This window comes from Microbacterium sp. LWO14-1.2, from assembly GCF_038397715.1.
GTDB lineage: Bacteria > Actinomycetota > Actinomycetes > Actinomycetales > Microbacteriaceae > Microbacterium.
Genome location: NZ_CP151633.1, coordinates 956,325 through 972,122, shown reverse-complemented (window position 1 = coordinate 972,122; position 15,798 = coordinate 956,325). Strand labels below are relative to the sequence as shown.

The 15,798-nt window shown below is 69.9% G+C and carries 20 protein-coding genes; 14 read left to right on the top strand and 6 right to left on the bottom strand.

Annotated elements, in window-relative coordinates:
• Nucleotides 1-46: 46 nt before the first annotated feature.
• The 6 genes from MRBLWO14_RS04675 (at nucleotide 47) to MRBLWO14_RS04650 (ending at nucleotide 2,624) form a co-directional block, all read left to right on the top strand.
• Nucleotides 47-565 carry an Asp23/Gls24 family envelope stress response protein gene (locus tag MRBLWO14_RS04675; protein ID WP_341935291.1) on the top strand — a complete coding sequence of 173 codons (519 nt, stop codon included), beginning with the start codon at nucleotides 47-49 and terminating at the stop codon, nucleotides 563-565.
• Nucleotides 562-750 carry a DUF2273 domain-containing protein gene (locus MRBLWO14_RS04670; protein WP_341935290.1) on the top strand — a complete coding sequence of 63 codons (189 nt, stop codon included), beginning with the start codon at nucleotides 562-564 and terminating at the stop codon, nucleotides 748-750. Before MRBLWO14_RS04675 ends, MRBLWO14_RS04670 begins: the two co-directional genes overlap by 4 nt.
• On the top strand, nucleotides 750-1,145 hold the full coding sequence (locus tag MRBLWO14_RS04665; RefSeq protein WP_341935289.1) for a hypothetical protein: 396 nt from the start codon (nucleotides 750-752) through the stop codon (nucleotides 1,143-1,145). Before MRBLWO14_RS04670 ends, MRBLWO14_RS04665 begins: the two co-directional genes overlap by 1 nt.
• Nucleotides 1,142-1,726 (top strand): DUF6286 domain-containing protein, encoded by a 585-nt coding sequence (locus MRBLWO14_RS04660; protein WP_341935288.1) that lies wholly within the window; start codon nucleotides 1,142-1,144, stop codon nucleotides 1,724-1,726. Before MRBLWO14_RS04665 ends, MRBLWO14_RS04660 begins: the two co-directional genes overlap by 4 nt.
• Nucleotides 1,723-2,337, top strand: coding sequence for a hypothetical protein (locus tag MRBLWO14_RS04655; RefSeq protein WP_341935287.1), 615 nt, complete (start codon nucleotides 1,723-1,725; stop codon nucleotides 2,335-2,337). The genes MRBLWO14_RS04660 and MRBLWO14_RS04655 overlap by 4 nt, the downstream gene beginning before the upstream one ends.
• A gap of 113 nt (nucleotides 2,338-2,450) precedes the next feature.
• A complete protein-coding gene (locus MRBLWO14_RS04650; protein ID WP_144876933.1) occupies nucleotides 2,451-2,624 on the top strand; it encodes a CsbD family protein in 174 nt (57 codons plus the stop codon).
• Between the two features lie 58 nt (nucleotides 2,625-2,682).
• Here MRBLWO14_RS04650 and MRBLWO14_RS04645 read toward each other — a convergent pair whose 3' ends face one another.
• From MRBLWO14_RS04645 to MRBLWO14_RS04630, 4 genes are read right to left on the bottom strand one after another with little or no spacing between them, the layout of a single operon-like run.
• The gene (locus MRBLWO14_RS04645) at nucleotides 2,683-3,654 is read right to left on the bottom strand and encodes a serine hydrolase domain-containing protein (protein WP_341935286.1); all 972 of its coding nucleotides are present in this window, start codon (nucleotides 3,652-3,654) and stop codon (nucleotides 2,683-2,685) included.
• 10 nt (nucleotides 3,655-3,664) lie between these two features.
• Nucleotides 3,665-4,582 (bottom strand): carbohydrate ABC transporter permease, encoded by a 918-nt coding sequence (locus MRBLWO14_RS04640; RefSeq protein WP_341935285.1) that lies wholly within the window; start codon nucleotides 4,580-4,582, stop codon nucleotides 3,665-3,667.
• Entirely contained in the window at nucleotides 4,582-5,541 is a 960-nt protein-coding gene (locus tag MRBLWO14_RS04635) for a sugar ABC transporter permease (RefSeq protein ID WP_341935284.1), read from the bottom strand. The genes MRBLWO14_RS04640 and MRBLWO14_RS04635 overlap by 1 nt, the downstream gene beginning before the upstream one ends.
• 55 nt (nucleotides 5,542-5,596) lie before the next feature.
• The gene (locus MRBLWO14_RS04630; RefSeq protein WP_341935283.1) at nucleotides 5,597-6,886 is read right to left on the bottom strand and encodes an extracellular solute-binding protein; all 1,290 of its coding nucleotides are present in this window, start codon (nucleotides 6,884-6,886) and stop codon (nucleotides 5,597-5,599) included.
• 232 nt (nucleotides 6,887-7,118) lie between these two features.
• Between MRBLWO14_RS04630 and MRBLWO14_RS04625 the strand changes: the two genes are divergently transcribed.
• Complete coding sequence (locus MRBLWO14_RS04625) at nucleotides 7,119-7,985, top strand: MurR/RpiR family transcriptional regulator (RefSeq protein ID WP_341935282.1); 867 nt, start codon at nucleotides 7,119-7,121, stop codon at nucleotides 7,983-7,985.
• Nucleotides 7,986-7,987: 2 nt separating this feature from the next.
• Nucleotides 7,988-9,163, top strand: a complete 1,176-nt coding sequence (locus tag MRBLWO14_RS04620) for a DUF1343 domain-containing protein (protein WP_341935281.1) — start codon at nucleotides 7,988-7,990, stop codon at nucleotides 9,161-9,163.
• A 21-nt stretch (nucleotides 9,164-9,184) separates the two neighbouring features.
• Here the strand turns inward: MRBLWO14_RS04620 and MRBLWO14_RS04615 are convergent, their stop codons facing one another.
• Nucleotides 9,185-9,703, bottom strand: a complete 519-nt coding sequence (locus tag MRBLWO14_RS04615; RefSeq protein ID WP_341936164.1) for a gluconokinase — start codon at nucleotides 9,701-9,703, stop codon at nucleotides 9,185-9,187.
• Between the two features lie 5 nt (nucleotides 9,704-9,708).
• Nucleotides 9,709-11,115 (bottom strand): gluconate:H+ symporter, encoded by a 1,407-nt coding sequence (locus MRBLWO14_RS04610; protein WP_341935280.1) that lies wholly within the window; start codon nucleotides 11,113-11,115, stop codon nucleotides 9,709-9,711.
• A 132-nt stretch (nucleotides 11,116-11,247) separates the two neighbouring features.
• Here MRBLWO14_RS04610 and MRBLWO14_RS04605 point away from each other — a divergent pair, with 132 nt between their 5' ends.
• The 6 genes from MRBLWO14_RS04605 to MRBLWO14_RS04580 all read left to right on the top strand — a co-directional run bounded on the left by MRBLWO14_RS04605 (nucleotide 11,248) and on the right by MRBLWO14_RS04580 (nucleotide 15,784).
• Entirely contained in the window at nucleotides 11,248-11,955 is a 708-nt protein-coding gene (locus MRBLWO14_RS04605) for an FCD domain-containing protein (RefSeq protein WP_341935279.1), read from the top strand.
• A 92-nt stretch (nucleotides 11,956-12,047) separates the two neighbouring features.
• Entirely contained in the window at nucleotides 12,048-12,515 is a 468-nt protein-coding gene (locus MRBLWO14_RS04600) for a hypothetical protein (protein WP_341935278.1), read from the top strand.
• A 9-nt stretch (nucleotides 12,516-12,524) separates the two neighbouring features.
• Nucleotides 12,525-13,016: an FBP domain-containing protein gene (locus MRBLWO14_RS04595; protein ID WP_341935277.1), complete on the top strand. Its 492-nt coding sequence runs from the start codon at nucleotides 12,525-12,527 to the stop codon at nucleotides 13,014-13,016.
• Nucleotides 13,017-13,062: 46 nt separating this feature from the next.
• Nucleotides 13,063-13,860, top strand: a complete 798-nt coding sequence (locus tag MRBLWO14_RS04590; protein ID WP_341935276.1) for an enoyl-CoA hydratase/isomerase family protein — start codon at nucleotides 13,063-13,065, stop codon at nucleotides 13,858-13,860.
• A 116-nt stretch (nucleotides 13,861-13,976) separates the two neighbouring features.
• On the top strand, nucleotides 13,977-14,993 hold the full coding sequence (locus MRBLWO14_RS04585; protein ID WP_341935275.1) for a hypothetical protein: 1,017 nt from the start codon (nucleotides 13,977-13,979) through the stop codon (nucleotides 14,991-14,993).
• On the top strand, nucleotides 14,990-15,784 hold the full coding sequence (locus MRBLWO14_RS04580) for an inositol monophosphatase family protein (RefSeq protein ID WP_341935274.1): 795 nt from the start codon (nucleotides 14,990-14,992) through the stop codon (nucleotides 15,782-15,784). Before MRBLWO14_RS04585 ends, MRBLWO14_RS04580 begins: the two co-directional genes overlap by 4 nt.
• The last annotated feature ends 14 nt before the right edge of the window (nucleotides 15,785-15,798 follow it).

Here is a 15,798-nt window from a genome sequence, read left to right as displayed (position 1 = left end):
ACACCCCTCAGGGATCGGCCGGCCGTCGATACAGATAGGACTCGTCATGGCAACGCAGGACCAGAAGAACACCTCCACCAGCCCCGCCGAGAAGGAGCTGGCTGACACCACCGCCGCGGCCACGCCCGCGCCGCGCGTCGACCGCTCGTCGTCGTTCTCGACGTCGCGAGTCCCCGCCGACGTGAACGCCGCAGGCAGCACGACGATCGCCGACGGTGTCGTCGCGAAGGTCGCCGGTATCGCGGCGCGCGAGATCCCCGGCGTGTACGCGCTCGGTGGCGGCGGAGCCCGTGCGTTCGGCGCCATCCGCGACGTCATCAACGCGACCGACCTCGCGCAGGGCGTGAAGGTCGAGGTCGGGGAGACCCAGGCCGCCGCCGACATCACCATCGTCGTCGAGTACCCCGCCCCCATCCAGGAGGTCGCGAACAACGTCCGCGCCGCCGTCGCGGGTGCGATCACGCGCCTCGTCGGTCTCGAGGTCGTCGAGGTCAACGTCGAGGTCAACGACGTGCACGTGCCGGGCGACGACAACGCTGAGAACGAGGAGTCGCGCGTCTCATGAGCCCCACCACCACCGGCGCCCTGATCGGTGCCCTCCTGGCGCTCGCCGCCCTCCAGTTCGGCTTCTGGGGATTCCTCCTCGTGGCCGTGCTGGCCGGGATCGGAGCGCTCGTGGGGCGCATCGTGTCCGGCAAGCTCGACGTCCGCAGTCTCGCCGACGTCTTCACGGGGCGGCGAACCTCCTGATGCGCGTCGACCAGAACGTCATCGCCGGTGGCGGCCCTTCGGGGCCCGCCACCGGCGGGGAGGCCCTTCCCGGCCGCGTCAACGTGCGGGAACGCGTCTATCGCACCGTCGTGGAGCAGGCATCCGCGTCGCTGATCGGCGTCTCCCGCAGTGACGTGAAGGCCGACGTCATCGAGCGAGGCACGGGGATCGCCCTCCGCATCTCCAGCCCGCTTCCCGTCCCCGATCTCGACGACACCGTCGCGATCTCCCAGACCACCCCCGTCCTCGACCGCGCCAGAGAGCTGCAGGAACAGCTGCAGCACCGCCTCACCGGCATCCTCGGGCGCGAGGTCAGCCGGATCGCGCTGACCATCACCGGAGCGACCATCCCCGAAAGGAGACGAGTGCGATGACCAGCCCGGCACTGCGTCGCGTCGTACGACGCGAGACCCACTCACCGCGCACCGTCTCGATGTTCGTCGCGGTCATCCTCCTCATCCTCGCCCTGGCCTACATCGGTCTCGAGATCGTGCTGAGCCTCCTGGCCCAGCCCGCGCTCCTGCTCGGTCCGGCCGCGGCGGCGGGGTGGCTCGTCGGACTGCCGACGGCCCAGCCCGCGGGCCTCGTCATCGCCGGCAGCGTCGTGCTCGCGATCATCGGGCTCATCTTCATCTGGCTGGCCGTGACGCCGGGCAGACTCTCCCGCCACACCATCGACGCGGGCGACCGCGCCGTGGTCGTCGACAACGGCGTGATCGCGAGCGCTCTCGCCCAGCACCTCGCCGAGGAGACCGGGCTCGCCCGCGATGACGTCACCGTCGGCGTCGGACACCGCAGCGTCGACGTCACCGTGCGGCCGGGCGTCGGCATCCCCGTCGACAAGGCCGCCGTGCAGTCGGCCGCCGAGGCCGAGATCGAGACCTACCGTCTCACCCGCAGCGTCCGCACCCGCGTGCGCATCGAACGCCCGACCCAGGAGGATGACGAGCTGTGAACAACACGAATCGCGCCCTGAACCGCATCCTGCTGTTCATCATCGGTCTCCTGTTCCTGGCGCTCGGCGCCGTGGGCATCGCGATCATGAGTTGGCCCACCGCGAGCGAGATCTGGAGCGAGGCCGGCAAGAACTCCGAGTCCTGGCTGGATCAGGCGATCGCCGCGACGACCATCGCCGGGGGCAGCGTCTCCTGGGTCGCGATCGGAGCCGTCGCCGCCATCGTCGTCGTCATCGTGCTGCTGATCCTCGCGCTCACCAGCGTGGCGGGTCGCCGTTCGAAGACCGCTCTGCGCTCCTCGGGGTCGCAGAACCCGCTGGGGCGCGTGACGGTCACGGAGTCCTTCGTGTCGGATGCCGTCAAGAACTCCCTCGCGAACCGCGACGAGATCCTGTCGACGAGCGTCACCGCGAACGACATCCATCGCGAGCCGGTGCTGCACGTCGCGGTCACCCCGCGGCAGAACACCGACCCCCGCGACCTCGTCGACCACCTCGACCGACTGCTGACCAACCTCGCCACCCTCACCGGACGCGAGACAGCCACCTACGTGTCGATCCACACCGGACTCCGCGCGCGGCTCGCCCACGATCAGCGCCGCCTGTCCTGACCCGGAGCTGAATCCACGCATTCACAGACTTATCGTCGGATGCTCACAGGCCGACGATAAGACGGCGAGAGACCATCTCGCCGTCAGGATCCACCACCACGAAGGGAAGCATCATGGGACTCGACGACAAGATCAAGAACGCCGCTCAGGACATCGCCGGCAAGGCGAAGGAGACCGTCGGCAAGCTGACCGACAACGACAAGCTCGAGGCCGAGGGCAAGGCCGACCAGGTCAAGGCCGACGCCAAGAAGGCCGGCGAGAACGTCAAGGACGCCTTCAAGAACTGAGCGCTCCGCGAACGGCGAAGGGCGGGGACCGGATGACGGTTCCCGCCCTTCTCGTTCGTCAGGCCGCCAGGAACGCGAAGAACGAACGACGCGCGGCGCTCGCGTCGGCATCCTCCCGCGTGGGGTGCACGCGGTTGAGCAGGAGGACTCCGAAGTCGCCCGTGCGAGGGGAGACCGCGAAGGCGGTGCCGGTGAAGCCGGTGTGGCCGACGGCATCCGCCGTCCCCATCCACAGTGCATCGCGGACCCGCAGGCCGACCGCCTGCTCGAATCCCTCCGCCTGCACGACGGGTTCTCTCAGCAGCCGTGCGGATCCGGGGGACAGGACGCGACTCTCCGCGCCCATGCCGTCGTCGCGCACGACGCGGGCCAGTGCTGCCACGTCGTGCACTGTTCCGAAGAGCCCGGCATGCCCGGCGGGGCGTTCGAGGGCGGCCGCGAGCTCGTCGTGCACCTCTCCGCGCACGAGGCCCCGGTGGGGTTGCACCTCGGTCGCGACCGCACGCTCGACGCCGGGCGTCCAGGTCAGGGACTCCGCTCCGATCAGAGCGGCGGTCTCACGCACGAGATCGTCGAGCCGGCGGCCGGAGACCCGTTCCAGCAGCTCGCCGATCGCGATGAACCCCACGTCCGAGTACCGGTGGGTCTCGCCGGGGCGGGTGAGCAGTGCCGAACCGAGCACCGCCTCGCGCAGCTGCTCGCCGCGCATCCCGGTGCGCCAGAGCCGCCCCTCGGCGGGGAGCCCCGAGGTGTGCGTGAGCAGGTGGCGCAGCGTGATCGTCTCGGCGTCGCGTCCCGACCCCACCGCCGTCACCGACGCGACCGGCGCGTCGAGATCGAGCGATCCGTCGTCGACCAGTCGCAGGGCCGTGACGGTCGTGAAGATCTTCGTCACCGAGGCGAGGTCGAACAGGTGCTCGTCCGTCAGGCGAGTGCGGTCGTCGTGCGCGGGGGTCCCGGCGACCACGACCTCCTCGATGCCGCCGGCCGAGGTGAGCGAGGCCCACGCCGATCCGGGCGCTGCGTTCACCACCGCTGCGTCACTTGCTCATGCCGGAGGTCAGGCCGTTGATGATCTGCTTCGTCGCCAGCAGGAACAGCACCACGAGCGGGATCGTCGCGATCGTCAGGCCGGCGAACAGCTGCGGCCAGTCGGTCGAGTACTCGCCGAAGAAGCGGGTGAGGCCCACCGGCAGCGTGTACGACCCGCGGTCGCGCAGCAGGATCAGCGGGTAGAAGAAGTCGTTCCACACCGGCACGAACCGGAACACGATCACCGTCGCGAGCGCAGGACGCACGAGTGGCAGGAGGATCTGCAGGAACGTGCGGAAGGGACCGGCGCCGTCGATGCGCGCGGCCTCCTCGAGCTCGATCGGCAGCGCCCGGAAGAACACCGTCAGCACGAACGTCGTGAACGGGATGCCGAGGGCGCCGTACACGAGGATCAGGCTGAACACGTTGCTCGTCATGCGCAGCGAGTCGAGCAGGTAGAACAGCGGCAGGATCGCGAGGTGCACCGGCAGCATCAGCCCGGACAGGAACACCGCCTCGATGCCGCGGAAGAACTTCGCGCGAGCGCGGGCGAACGCGTACGCGGCGAGCACCGACACCACGGTCGTGACGATCACCGATCCGACCGTCACGGTGATCGAGTTGATGAAATACGTGTCGAAGGATGCCGTGATCCAGGCGTTCTGGAAGCTCGTGAACGTCGGCTGCAGGGGGAGCCCCAGCGGCTCGGTCGCGATCTGCTGCTGGGTGCGCAGCGAGTTGTTGACCATGAGGAGCAGCGGCCCGATGGCGACGAGCGCGTAGCCCCAGAGGAACACGTTCGCGAAGAAGCGTCCGAGCAGCGGGGTGTCGGAGGTGCGGCTGCTGCGCCGACGGCGGGCATCGGGGCGCCGTGAGACGATCGCCTCGGTGCTCGGCTCGGTGCGCGATTCGGTGACGAGGCTCATCAGAACAGCTTTCGTTCGGCCCGACGCATGGTCGAGGTGATGATCACGGAGATCACCATGATGAAGAGGAAGAGCACGGTCGCGAGCGCCGACGAGACGCCGATGGAGTTCGGGTTGCCCGACTCGAACGCGGTGCGGTAGAAGAGCAGCATCATGACGTCGGTCGACCCGGCGGGTGCGCCGTTGGAGCCGGCGAGAGCGAACGGGATCGCCATCGCCTCCATGCTGCCGATGAACGTCAGCACGGTGATGATGCCGATCGTGGGCGTGAGCATCGGGAGGGTGATGTAGCGGAACCGTTTGCCGGCTGTCGCACCGTCGAGAGATGCGGCCTCTTCGATCTCCTCCGGGATGCCGCCGAGCGCCGCCCCGTAAAGGAGGATCGGGAAGCCGATCCACTGCCACGCACTGACGAGCACGATGACCCAGATCGCCAGCTGCGGGTCGCCGAGCCAGGGGAGCGCGAGGCTCTCGAGGCCGACACCGCGGAGGATCGCGTTCACCGGACCGAACAGCGGCGACAGCATGAGCGACCACAGGTATCCGATCACCATCGGGCTGACGAGGTACGGCAGCGCGAAGATCGTCTGGAAGAAGCGTTTGGTGCGCTTGCGGCGGTGCAGCAGGGTCGCGATGCCGAGGCCGAGGGAGTTCTGGAAGACCAGCGCACCGACGAACAGCAGCAGGTTGTGGCCGAACGCGTTCCACAGCTCGGACGCGTACGGCTCGGTCGTGAGCAGCGTGATGTAGTTGCCGAAGCCGGCGAAGCCGCCCTGTCTGGTGCCCTGCCAGTCGAACAGGGAGTAGCTGAGCGCCGCGAGCATCGGGTACAGGATCAGCACCGCGAACAGCGCGGCCGCCGGAAGCACGAAGAGCAGCGCGGTCGGGGTGGTGAGTGCGATGCCGGTGCGGCTGCGGCGGTTCGGCGTCGTGCGCCGGAGGGGGATGGTCAGAGCCATGTCGAGTCTTTCGCTCCGAGAGGGGGCGCCGTCGCCGGCGCCCCCTCGGTGCGGATCAGGAACCGGGGGTGAACCAGGTGGAGACGCCCGACTGCAGGTCGGTGCCGAGCTGCTCGGGTGTCTTGTCGCCGAGGAACATCGCCTGGATGTCCGGGCCGAGGACCGCGGTGCCCGTGGGGTCGCCGTAGCGGAAGTCGACGAGGAGCAGGTACGGAGCGGGGTTCGCGGTGTACTGCTCGTTCATCTCCTGCATGAGGGGGTCGGAGTACTTCACGCCGGGCAGCGCCGAGAACTGGTCGACCTCGTCGGCGACGAGCTGGCCGAACTCGGTCGTGGTCATCCAGTTCAGCAGCTCTGCCGCGGCATCCTGCTTCTCGCTGGCGGCGTTGATGCCGAAGCTGCCGTCGGCGTAGCCGGGCGTGACCGCGTGGTCGAGCGCGCTGCCGGGTGCCGGCGGCACCTCGTACACGCCCCACTCGGTGTCGGGTGCGGAGCTCTGGAAGGTCGGGAGGTCGAACGAGCCGCCCGGCCACTGCGCGGCCTGACCCGACGTGAACTGCAGCACGGCATCCGCCACCGCGATGGCGTTGACGTTCTTGTCGAGGTACTTCTGCATGTCCTTCACGGTCTGCAGCGACGAGACGTAGGCGGGGTCGGTGAAGTCGACGTCGCCCGCGAGCACCTTCTCCTCGAACTCGGCTCCGCCGTACTGGGCCGATCCGACGATGTCGTGGAACATCGGCAGCACCCAGTCCTCGCGGGCGCCGAGGGCCATCGGGGTGACGCCCTCGTCGAGCAGCGTCTCCTGCAGGTCGATGAACTCGTCCCAGTCCTTCGGCTCTTCGAGACCCATCTCGTCGAACATGGTCTTGTTGTAGAACATCTGCATGGTCTGGTAGGCGAACGGGACGCCGTAGGTCGCGCCGTCGTCCTTGCCCTGTGCCGCGCGGAGCACGGTGGGGTCGAACTGGTCGAGCCCGTCGACGATGTCGTCGATCGGCACGAGCTGCTCGGACTGGATCGCCGACTGGATGCCGCCGTAGGCGCGGAGCATCGCGATATCGGGTCCGTCGCTGCCCTCCAGGCCGGTGGCGAGGATCTGGTTGTACTCGGTCGGCTGGAAGCCCTCGAACTCGATCGTCACACCGGGGTGCGACTCCTCGTACTTGTCGAAGACGGCTTCCCACTTCGGGGAGGACGACGCCTGCCATGACCAGATCTTCAGGGTGACGTTCTCGCCGCCGTCAGCCTCTCCGCTGGAGGCTGCCGGTGCGCAGCCGGCCACGGCGAGACCCGTGACGAGGATGCCGGCGGTGAGCGCGATGCGTGTCGATGGGTGTCGCATGGGGTTCCTCTCGGTGGTGAGAGCCGATGGGGGCGGCTTGCTCTGCTGTGCGACGGAGAGGCGTCCGTCTTCGCGTCGGGGTGGTGATGCGGGGGCCGTGCGACTGCTCTGTCGTGCTGCGGCCTCGGGGGAGTGGGGCGCGCACTAGACACTCTGGGGAATTACTTTCAGGAATGCAAGAGCTTTCTGAAAATCTTTACCAAAACCGGTACGGCTCTGTCATCATGTTCACGTGTCCAACAGCGTCGTGACCGCGATCCACCAGCGCCTGTCGGCGCTCACCCCCACCGAGCGCCGGGTCGCCGAGTACGTGCTCGCCCAACCCCAGGTCGTCGTCGACGCGTCCATCACGCAGCTCGCCGGAGCGTGCACGACCTCCGTCGCCAGCGTCGCGCGGTTCACGAACAGCATCGGCTTCGCCGGCTACCCCGAGATGCGCATGGCGCTCGCCGCAGAGCTCAGTCGCAGCGACTCCGAGCGCGAACGCTTCCAGGTCTCCGGGGGAGACGTCGACCGCGACGACGACGCGGTCACCACCGTGCGCAAGATCGCCTTCTCCGAGGCCGCCGCCATCGAGCGCACTGCCCGCCAGCTCGACATCGACGAGCTGGAACGCTGCGTCGCCGCGATCCGCGGCGCCCGACGCATCGACATCTACGGCACCGCGTCCAGCGGCCTGGCCGCCCTCGACCTCGAACAGAAGCTGCACCGCGCGGGGTTCTGGGCTCAGGCCCGCACCGACCTGCACCTCGCGCTCACCGGGGCCGCTCTGCTCGACGGGCGCGACGTCGCCATCGCGATCTCGCACTCCGGTCGGACGCTCGAGATCGTGCAGTCGGCGCAGACCGCCGCGCACGCAGGAGCCGCCACCATCGCCATCACGAACAATCCGCGCTCGCCGCTCGCACAGGTCTGCGACCGCGTGCTGGTGACCGCCGTGTCCGAGTCGACCTTCCGCTCCGGTGCGATGGCGAGTCGCATCGCGCAGCTCGCCGTGCTCGACTTCCTCTTCACGCGCATCGCGCAGGCCGAGTACGACACGATCTCCGACAACCTGCAGCGCACCTTCAACGCCGTCACCGACCACAGAATCGACTGATCATGCTCCTCGGCATCGACCGCCTCATCGCGCGCGACCTCCCCGCGGCCCTCACCACCCGTCTCGCCGGCCGTCGGCTCGGGATGCTGACGAACGACCTCGCGCTGACGAGCGACCTCCGGCGGGGACGCGAGTCCCTGGTCGAGGCGGGGTGGACGCTCGATCTGCTCTTCGGGCCGGAGCACGGACTCAGCGGGCGGGCGAGGGAGGGCGAGCTGGTCGGCGACGACACCGACCCCGTGATCGGCGTGCCGGTGCGCAGCCTCTACGGCGACCAGGTGCGTCCGTCGGCCGACGACCTCGGCCGCATCGACGTGCTGCTCGTCGACCTCCCCGACGTCGGGGCCCGGTTCTACACGTACATCTGGACTCTCAGTCACGTGCTCGAGGCGTGCGCCGACAGCGGGGTCGCGGTCGTCGTCCTCGACCGACCGAACCCGATCGGCGGGCGTCTCGACCAGGCCGAGGGGCCGATGCTCGATGAGGGCGCCCGGTCGCTGGTCGGACGCTGGACCATGCCCATCCGCCACGGGCTGACGATCGGCGAGCTCGCCAGGCACTGGGTGCGCACGCGGGGGATCGACGTCGAGCTGCACGTCGTCGAGGCCGCGGGCTGGAACCGCGCGCGGTCGGCCCTCGGGCGGCAGGAGCTCACCTGGATGCCGCCGTCGCCGAACCTGCCCTCGGCCGCGACCGCTCTGCTCTACCCCGGAACCTGCCTGGCCGAGGGGGTCAACGTCTCGGAGGGGCGGAGCACCGCCGTCCCGTTCCGCGTGATCGCGGCGCCGTTCATCGACGGCGAGGCGTACGCGAAGGCGATCGGAGCGGCTGGTCTGCCCGGGCTCGCGGCGGTGCCGTACGGCTTCACGCCGCTCGTGCGAGATCATGCAGGAGAGGCGTGCGAGGGCGTGATCCTGCACGTGACCGACCCTGATGCGCTGCGCCCGGTGCGCACCGGCGTGCGGCTCCTGTCGCTGCTCGCCGAGCTGCACCCCGGAGCGCTGGAGGAGTGCTCGCTCGTGCCGATGCCCGGCGAGTCCGACTGGTCGCCGCTCGAGAAGCTCTTCGGCGTCCGGGGCGCGTTCGCGCAGATCGTCTCCGGCGCCTGGGATGTGCCCGACGCCCTCGCCGTGCCGGAGTGGTCGGATGCCGTGGCATCCGACCTGCTCTATCGCTGAGCGCCCGCCGGACCGGCCGGGTCAGTAGTCGGCGAGCAGCCGCAGACGGGTCGCGATCTCGGCGGTCTGCTGCTGGGGCGTCTCGTCGATCGACACCTCGATCGCCTTCTCGTCGGCGCCCAGCGGCTCCAGTGTGGCGAACTGCGAGTCGAGGAGCGTCGTCGGCATGAAGTGACCCTGACGGCGCAGCATCCGCTCCAGGATCAGCTCGCGGTCGCCGGCGAAGTGCACGAAGGTCACCGCGTCGCGGCGCAGCACGTCGCGATAGCTGCGCTTGAGCGCCGAGCACGTGATGATGCCCGGCTCGCCGGCGGCGATGCGCTCGTCGATCCACTCCGCGATGCGATCGAGCCACGGCCAGCGGTCTTCATCGGTGAGCGGATGGCCGGACGCCATCTTCTTCACGTTCGCTTCGGGGTGCAGGTCGTCGCCCTCCTCGAACGTCCAGCCGAGGCGGCCGGAGAGCATGGCGGCGACCGTGGACTTGCCGGTGCCGGCGACGCCCATGAACACGAGGACGGGGGCCTGCGAGGTCATCATCACGGTCACACCACCAGGCTCAGCAGAAGGGTGCCGGCGAGGCCGGTCACCGAGATGAGGCACTCGAGCACGGTCCACGACTTGAGCGTCTGCGGGATGCTGAGACCGAAGTACTCCTTGATCAGCCAGAACCCGGCGTCGTTGACGTGCGAGAGGAACACCGAGCCCGAGCCGATGGCCAGCACGAGCAGCGCGACCATCGGGGAGTCGAGCGTCTCGGTGAGCGGCTGCAGGATGCCGGCCGCGGTGATCGTCGCGACCGTCGCCGAACCCGTCGCGATGCGGATCACGACGGCGACGAGCCACGCGAGCACGAGCACCGACACCGAGGAGCCGGAGACGAACTGGGCGATGACCTCGCCGATGCCGGTGTCGACCAGCACCTGCTTGAATCCGCCGCCGGCGCCCACGATGAGCAGGATGCCGGCGATCGGACCCAGCGACGAGCCGACGATGTCGTTGACCCTGTCGCGGGTGAACCCCGCGCCGCGGCCGAGGATGAAGAAGCCGGCGATCACCGCGATCAGCAGCGCGATGACGGGGGTGCCGAGGAAGTCGAGGGCGACCTTCCAGGGTGCGTCAGAACCGGGGGCCGTGATGTCGGCGATCGCCTTGGCGAGCATGAGGAACACCGGAAGCAGGATGCTGGTGAGCGTGGCGCCGAACGACGGGCGGCGGGCCGGCTCGTCGCCGGCGTCCTCGGCCGAGACGAACAGCTCGGGGACCGGGACGTCGACCCAGCGGGCGGCGAATCGCGCGAACAGCGGGCCGGAGATGATCACGGCGGGGATCGCGACGATCACGCCGAAGGCGAGGGTCAGGCCGAGGTTCGCGCCGAGCGCGTCGATGGCGGCGAGGGGGCCGGGGTGCGGCGGCACGAGTCCGTGCATCGCGGAGAGGCCGGCGAGCGTGGGGATGGCGATGCGCATGAGGGACTGGCCCGAGCGGCGGGCGACGAGGATGATGACGGGCACCAGCAGCACGAGGCCGACCTCGAAGAACATGGGCAGACCGATCACGGCGCCGATCAGGCCCATGACCCAGGGAAGCGATCGGGCGCTCGCGCGGGACACGAGCGTGTCGACGATGCGGTCGGCGCCGCCGGAGTCGGCGAGCAGCTTGCCGTAGATCGCGCCGAGGGCGATGAGGATGCCGACGCCGCCCATGGTCGAGCCGAAGCCGGTGGAGAAGCTCGTCACCGAGGCGCCGATGTCCATGCCGGCGATCGCGCCGGTGGCGAGGGCGCCGATGGTGAGCGAGAGGAACGGGTGCAGCTTCACCCACGTGATGAGGATGACGATGACCGCGATGCCGAGGACGGCGGCGACGATGAGCTGACCGGCTGGACGATCCGCCGGGGCGGCGTCGGAGACGGCGGCCGCGAGCGTGCTGAGGTACGGGGTGGGTGCCATGAGCTTCCTTGATCCGGGCGAACGGCTTTACGTCGTACATAATAAGCACGTTTTCCGATCATGATGGTCATGATTTGCGTTCGCGGGGTTTGATGTGCTGCGTGACGCGGAATCGCCGGGCATACTCGATCTATGACCGCTCCGCGCAACGGCAGTCCGCTGCACGATTCCCTCGTCGACGAGCTCGGTCGAGCCATCGTCGACGGCGCGCAGGCGCCGGGCTCGCGGATGCTGACGGTCGAGATCGCCGAACGGCGCGGGGTGTCCCGGTCGGCCGCGCGCGAGGCGGTGCGCGTGCTCGAGTCGTTCGGGCTCGTGTGGGTGCGCCGCAAGTCGGGGGTCGAGGTGAGACCGCGCGCCGACTGGAACGTCTACGCTCCCGAGGTCATCGCGTGGCGTCTCGACGGCCCGGGGCGCGATGAACAGCTGCGCGAGCTCAGTCAACTCCGCGCGGCGATCGAACCTCTCGCCGCGCGCCTCGCCGCCGGCGGTGCGACAGCAGCGCAGAAGGTCGACCTCGTCTCTCTGGTCGTCGAGATGGGGCAGGAGGATCACGAGGCCGACCGCGAGCGCTACCTCGCGGCAGACGTGCGCTTCCACCGACTGCTGCTGGAAGCATCGGGAAACGCGATGCTCGCAGCACTCGGCGACACGGTCGAGGCCGTGCTCCGGGGTCGCACCGAGCATGACCTGATGCCGCACATCGCCGATCAGAACGCCGTGCAGTGGCACCGCGACGTCGCCTTCGCGGTCGCGAGCGGCGACGCCGACGGCGCGGCCGCCGCCATGAGGGACATCGTCTCGGAGGCAGACCAGGCGATGCAGCGCGCGTCGCGCTGATCGGGCGGACGCCGACGGCATCCTCTCGTCGCTTCCCCGCGTCTTCTCCGCGCACCGGCGTAATGAATCGCCGTGGACGGCGTCTCATAGGTATGACCGCGATCATGCATCCGCAGTTCGACGAACGTCCGGCCGACTGGCCCTCGGGCGAGACGCGCCTGCAGCGGCGTGCCCTGCTCGACCTCAGCATCGACGAGGAGCTCGTCCGCGGCGACCGCCGCGGTGCCGACCTCGCGCCTCGGCTGCGAGTGCTGCTCGCGCTGATCGTGGATGCCGAGCTGCATGCCGCGGAGCCGCTGGGGGAGCGCGCGTTGATCGAGGCGAGGAGGGCGCGCCGGCCGTTCGGCACCGCTCGTCTGCGGGCCGACGTGGAGGCGCTGTGCGCCATGAATCTCGTGCGGCGCGACGGGCGATCCGTGCGGGCTACGGTCGCGGGGGTCGCCGCGATCGAGCGGCCTTCGCTCCTCGAGCGACCGCACCCGCCGAGGGCCCTGCTGCGCCTTCTCCGCCAGGCCGAACTCGACCGCGTGCACGGAGCCTCCACCCGACGGTCTGCCTAGACTGGGCGGATGCGAGCGCTCACCGAGGCAGACGTCCGTGCGTCCTTCGTCAACGCCGATCCCGATGAACTGCGCATCATGGAGATGCCGCACGACTTCCTCCTCATCGACTGGGACTACCTCGACTTCTTCGCCTGGCGCGACCCGGGCGCGGGACGCCGCGGATACGTGCTCGTGCAGCACGAAGGGTCCATCGCCGGCATCGTGCTGCGCGTCTCCGAGCCCGGCCGCGCACGCTCCGGCATGTGCAACATCTGCCACACGATGCAGCCGGGGAACCAGGTCGCCCTGTTCTCGGCTCGACGCACGGGTGAAGCCGGCGCGCGAGGCGACTCCGTCGGCACGTACATCTGCGCCGACCTCTCGTGCCACGACAACGTGCGACTCGCGCACCCGCTCGCGCCGAACGAGATCCGCGCCGCCGGCCAGGTGGACTTCCGCCTCGACGGCACTCGCCGCCGCATGGAGGCGTTCACGTCCCGCGTATGGGCCGATTCCTGATCGCGGTTAGCCTGGGGGCATACGTCCTGTGCTCGAAGGAGAAGCCATGAGCGATGTCATCCTTTCCACCGTCGACGAGGGGCTGGCACGGCTCACCCTCAACCGCCCGGAGCGGCTGAACGCCTTCAACGCCGAACTGGCCCACGCCTGGCGCGACGCCACAGCGGAGGCCGTCGCGCGAGACGACGTCAGGGCGATCCTCATCGACGCGGCAGGACCGTCGTTCTGCGCGGGCGGCGACGTCATCGAGATGGCGACGACGTCGGGCGCCGGCACCGACATCACGGCTCTCGCCGAGGTCATCAACAGCGGCATCCGCTCGCTCACCGAGTCCGCGGTGCCCGTGGTGGTCGCAGCGCACGGCACCACGGCGGGCGGCGGCCTCGGCATCCTGCTCAGCAGCGATTACGCCGTGGTCGGATCCCGGTCGCGCCTCGGCAGCCTGTACGCGAACATCGGGCTGACCCCCGATCTGTCGGTGTCGGCGCAGCTCGCGCGGGCCGTCGGCCAGCGCCGAGCCCTGCAGCTCGTGCTGCAGGACCGGCTGCTCACGGCCGAGGAGGCCGTCGACTGGGGGCTCGCCGCCGAGGCGGTGCGGGCAGAGGATGCCGCGGGCGAAGCCGAGCTCGTGCGCTCCCGTGCCGAGGAGATCGCGCGCTTCTGGCTGGCCGGAGCAGCGGAGGCGTACGGGCAGGCCAAGCGTCTGGTCCGGTCGCAGCCGGAGCGCACCTTCGCCGAGCAGCTCAGCGAGGAGGCGCGGTCGATCGGCGCCGCGATGGCCACGCCCGATGCACAGGCGCGCATCGCCGCCTTCGCCGCGGCGTCGTCGCGCTCCGCACGCTGACCTCTTCTGCACGGAACCGCGTTCCGCGCGATTCCTCACGCGCCCTGCTCCGCCGCCGCTGATCGGACGGGCCACGTGCAAGGATGAACGCAACGCCGCACAACGAGAGGAACGCGATGTCCCAGCCGGAGATCGCCCAGCCGCCGCAGCCGCTGGCCGAGAAGAAGAACCTGTCCCTCCTCATCCGGGGAGCGATCTGGATCGCGATCGGCGCTCTGATCGCCGCCGCGCTCGTGTGCGTCATCTGGGTGCTGGTCGGGGACCAGGACGGACTGATCGGCCGCGCGTTCCTCACGATCCTGCTGCTCGCCGGGTTCGCGGGCATCGCGATCCTCGAGGCGAGCCTCGCGCCGAACCGCCCTGACTGGCTCGCGCTGGCCAGCATGGTGACCTGGATCGTCGCGCTCCTGGTCGGGGCGGTCAAGATCTGGCTCCCCGAAGACGACGCCTACTTCACCGGAGCGGAGCGCTTCTTCCAGCTGCTGCTGGTGGTCGGCATCCTTCAGCTCGCGCTGCTGCACGTCCGCCTCTTCACGCCGGCGGCGCAGCGCCACCGCACGACCTTCACGCGCATCATCTACATCGCGACTCTGGTGTTCCTCGGGGCGCTCGTCGGGATGCTGGTGTTCTTCCTCACGTTCCCGCACACGTTCGACTACGGCGAGCTGTACTGGCGCATCGTCGTCGCGCTGACGATCCTCGCGGCGGTCGGCACCACGCTGATCCCGCTGCTCAACGCGCTGTTCGCACCGAAGAAGGCGCGTGCGCCGCAGCCGCTCACCGCGGCGCCCACCTGGCCGACCTACGCCGATGGTGTGACGCCGCTTCCTGTCCTGCCCGACGGCTCGCCCGACTGGAACGCCTACTACACGGGGCACCCGTCGGTGATGCCTCCGCCCCAGCAGGCTCCGCTCGCGGTCGCGGCTCCGCAGCCATTCCCGGTCGCGAGCTACCCGCCCGCGCCGGAGGCCGGTGCACCGACGTACTCGCCCACGCCTCCGCCGCCCGCGCCTGCTCCGCCCTCGCCTGCTCCGCCTGCGCCGACCGCCCAGGCCCCCGGGGTGCCGCCGGTTCCGCCCGCGCCCGACGCACCCGGTGCGTACCCGCCTGCTCCGCCGATGCCGCCGCAGTGAGCGTCGATCTCGAACTGCGCGACCTCGCGGCAGAGATCGCACGGGAAGCGGGCGACCTGGCGCGCCGTCGCCGTGCGGAGGGTGTTCGTCTCGCGGCGACGAAGTCGTCGATCGCCGACATCGTCACCGAAGCCGACCGCGAGGTCGAGGCGCTCATCCGGGATCGGTTGCGCTCGGCGCGACCCGGCGACGGATTCCTCGGCGAGGAGACGGAGCCGACGCCGGGGGAGACGGGCGTCACCTGGGTCGTGGACCCGATCGACGGAACCGTGAACTACGCCTACGGCATCCCGATGTACGCGGTGAGCATCGCCGCTGTGCACGGCAGTACCCTTCCGGACTCCTGGGAGGCGCTCGCCGGGGCCGTCTACTCGCCCGCCGCCGACGAGCTCTTCACCGCGGCTCGCGGCCACGGGGCGCGGCTCGGCGAACAGCGGCTGTCGGTCAACGAGTCGACCCCGGCGGGGGCGCTGCTCGGCACAGGCTTCGGATACGACCCCTCGACCCATGACGGCGACCTCGCGACGGTGCGGCGCGTCATGACCATGGCGCGCGACCTGCGCCGCTCCGGGTCCGCGGCGCTCGACCTCTCCTACGTCGCGGCCGGGCGTCTCGACGGGTACTTCGAGCGCGGCCTCAAGCCCTGGGATCTCGCGGCGGGCTCACTGCTCGTCGCCGAGGCCGGCGGTCGCGTGTCACGCACCGGCGCCGACACGCCGAGACCCCTGCTCGTCGCGGGGGGAACTGCGGTTCACGACCGCATCCATGAGATCATCGGAGAAGAAACGTGAGCGATTCATGGCAT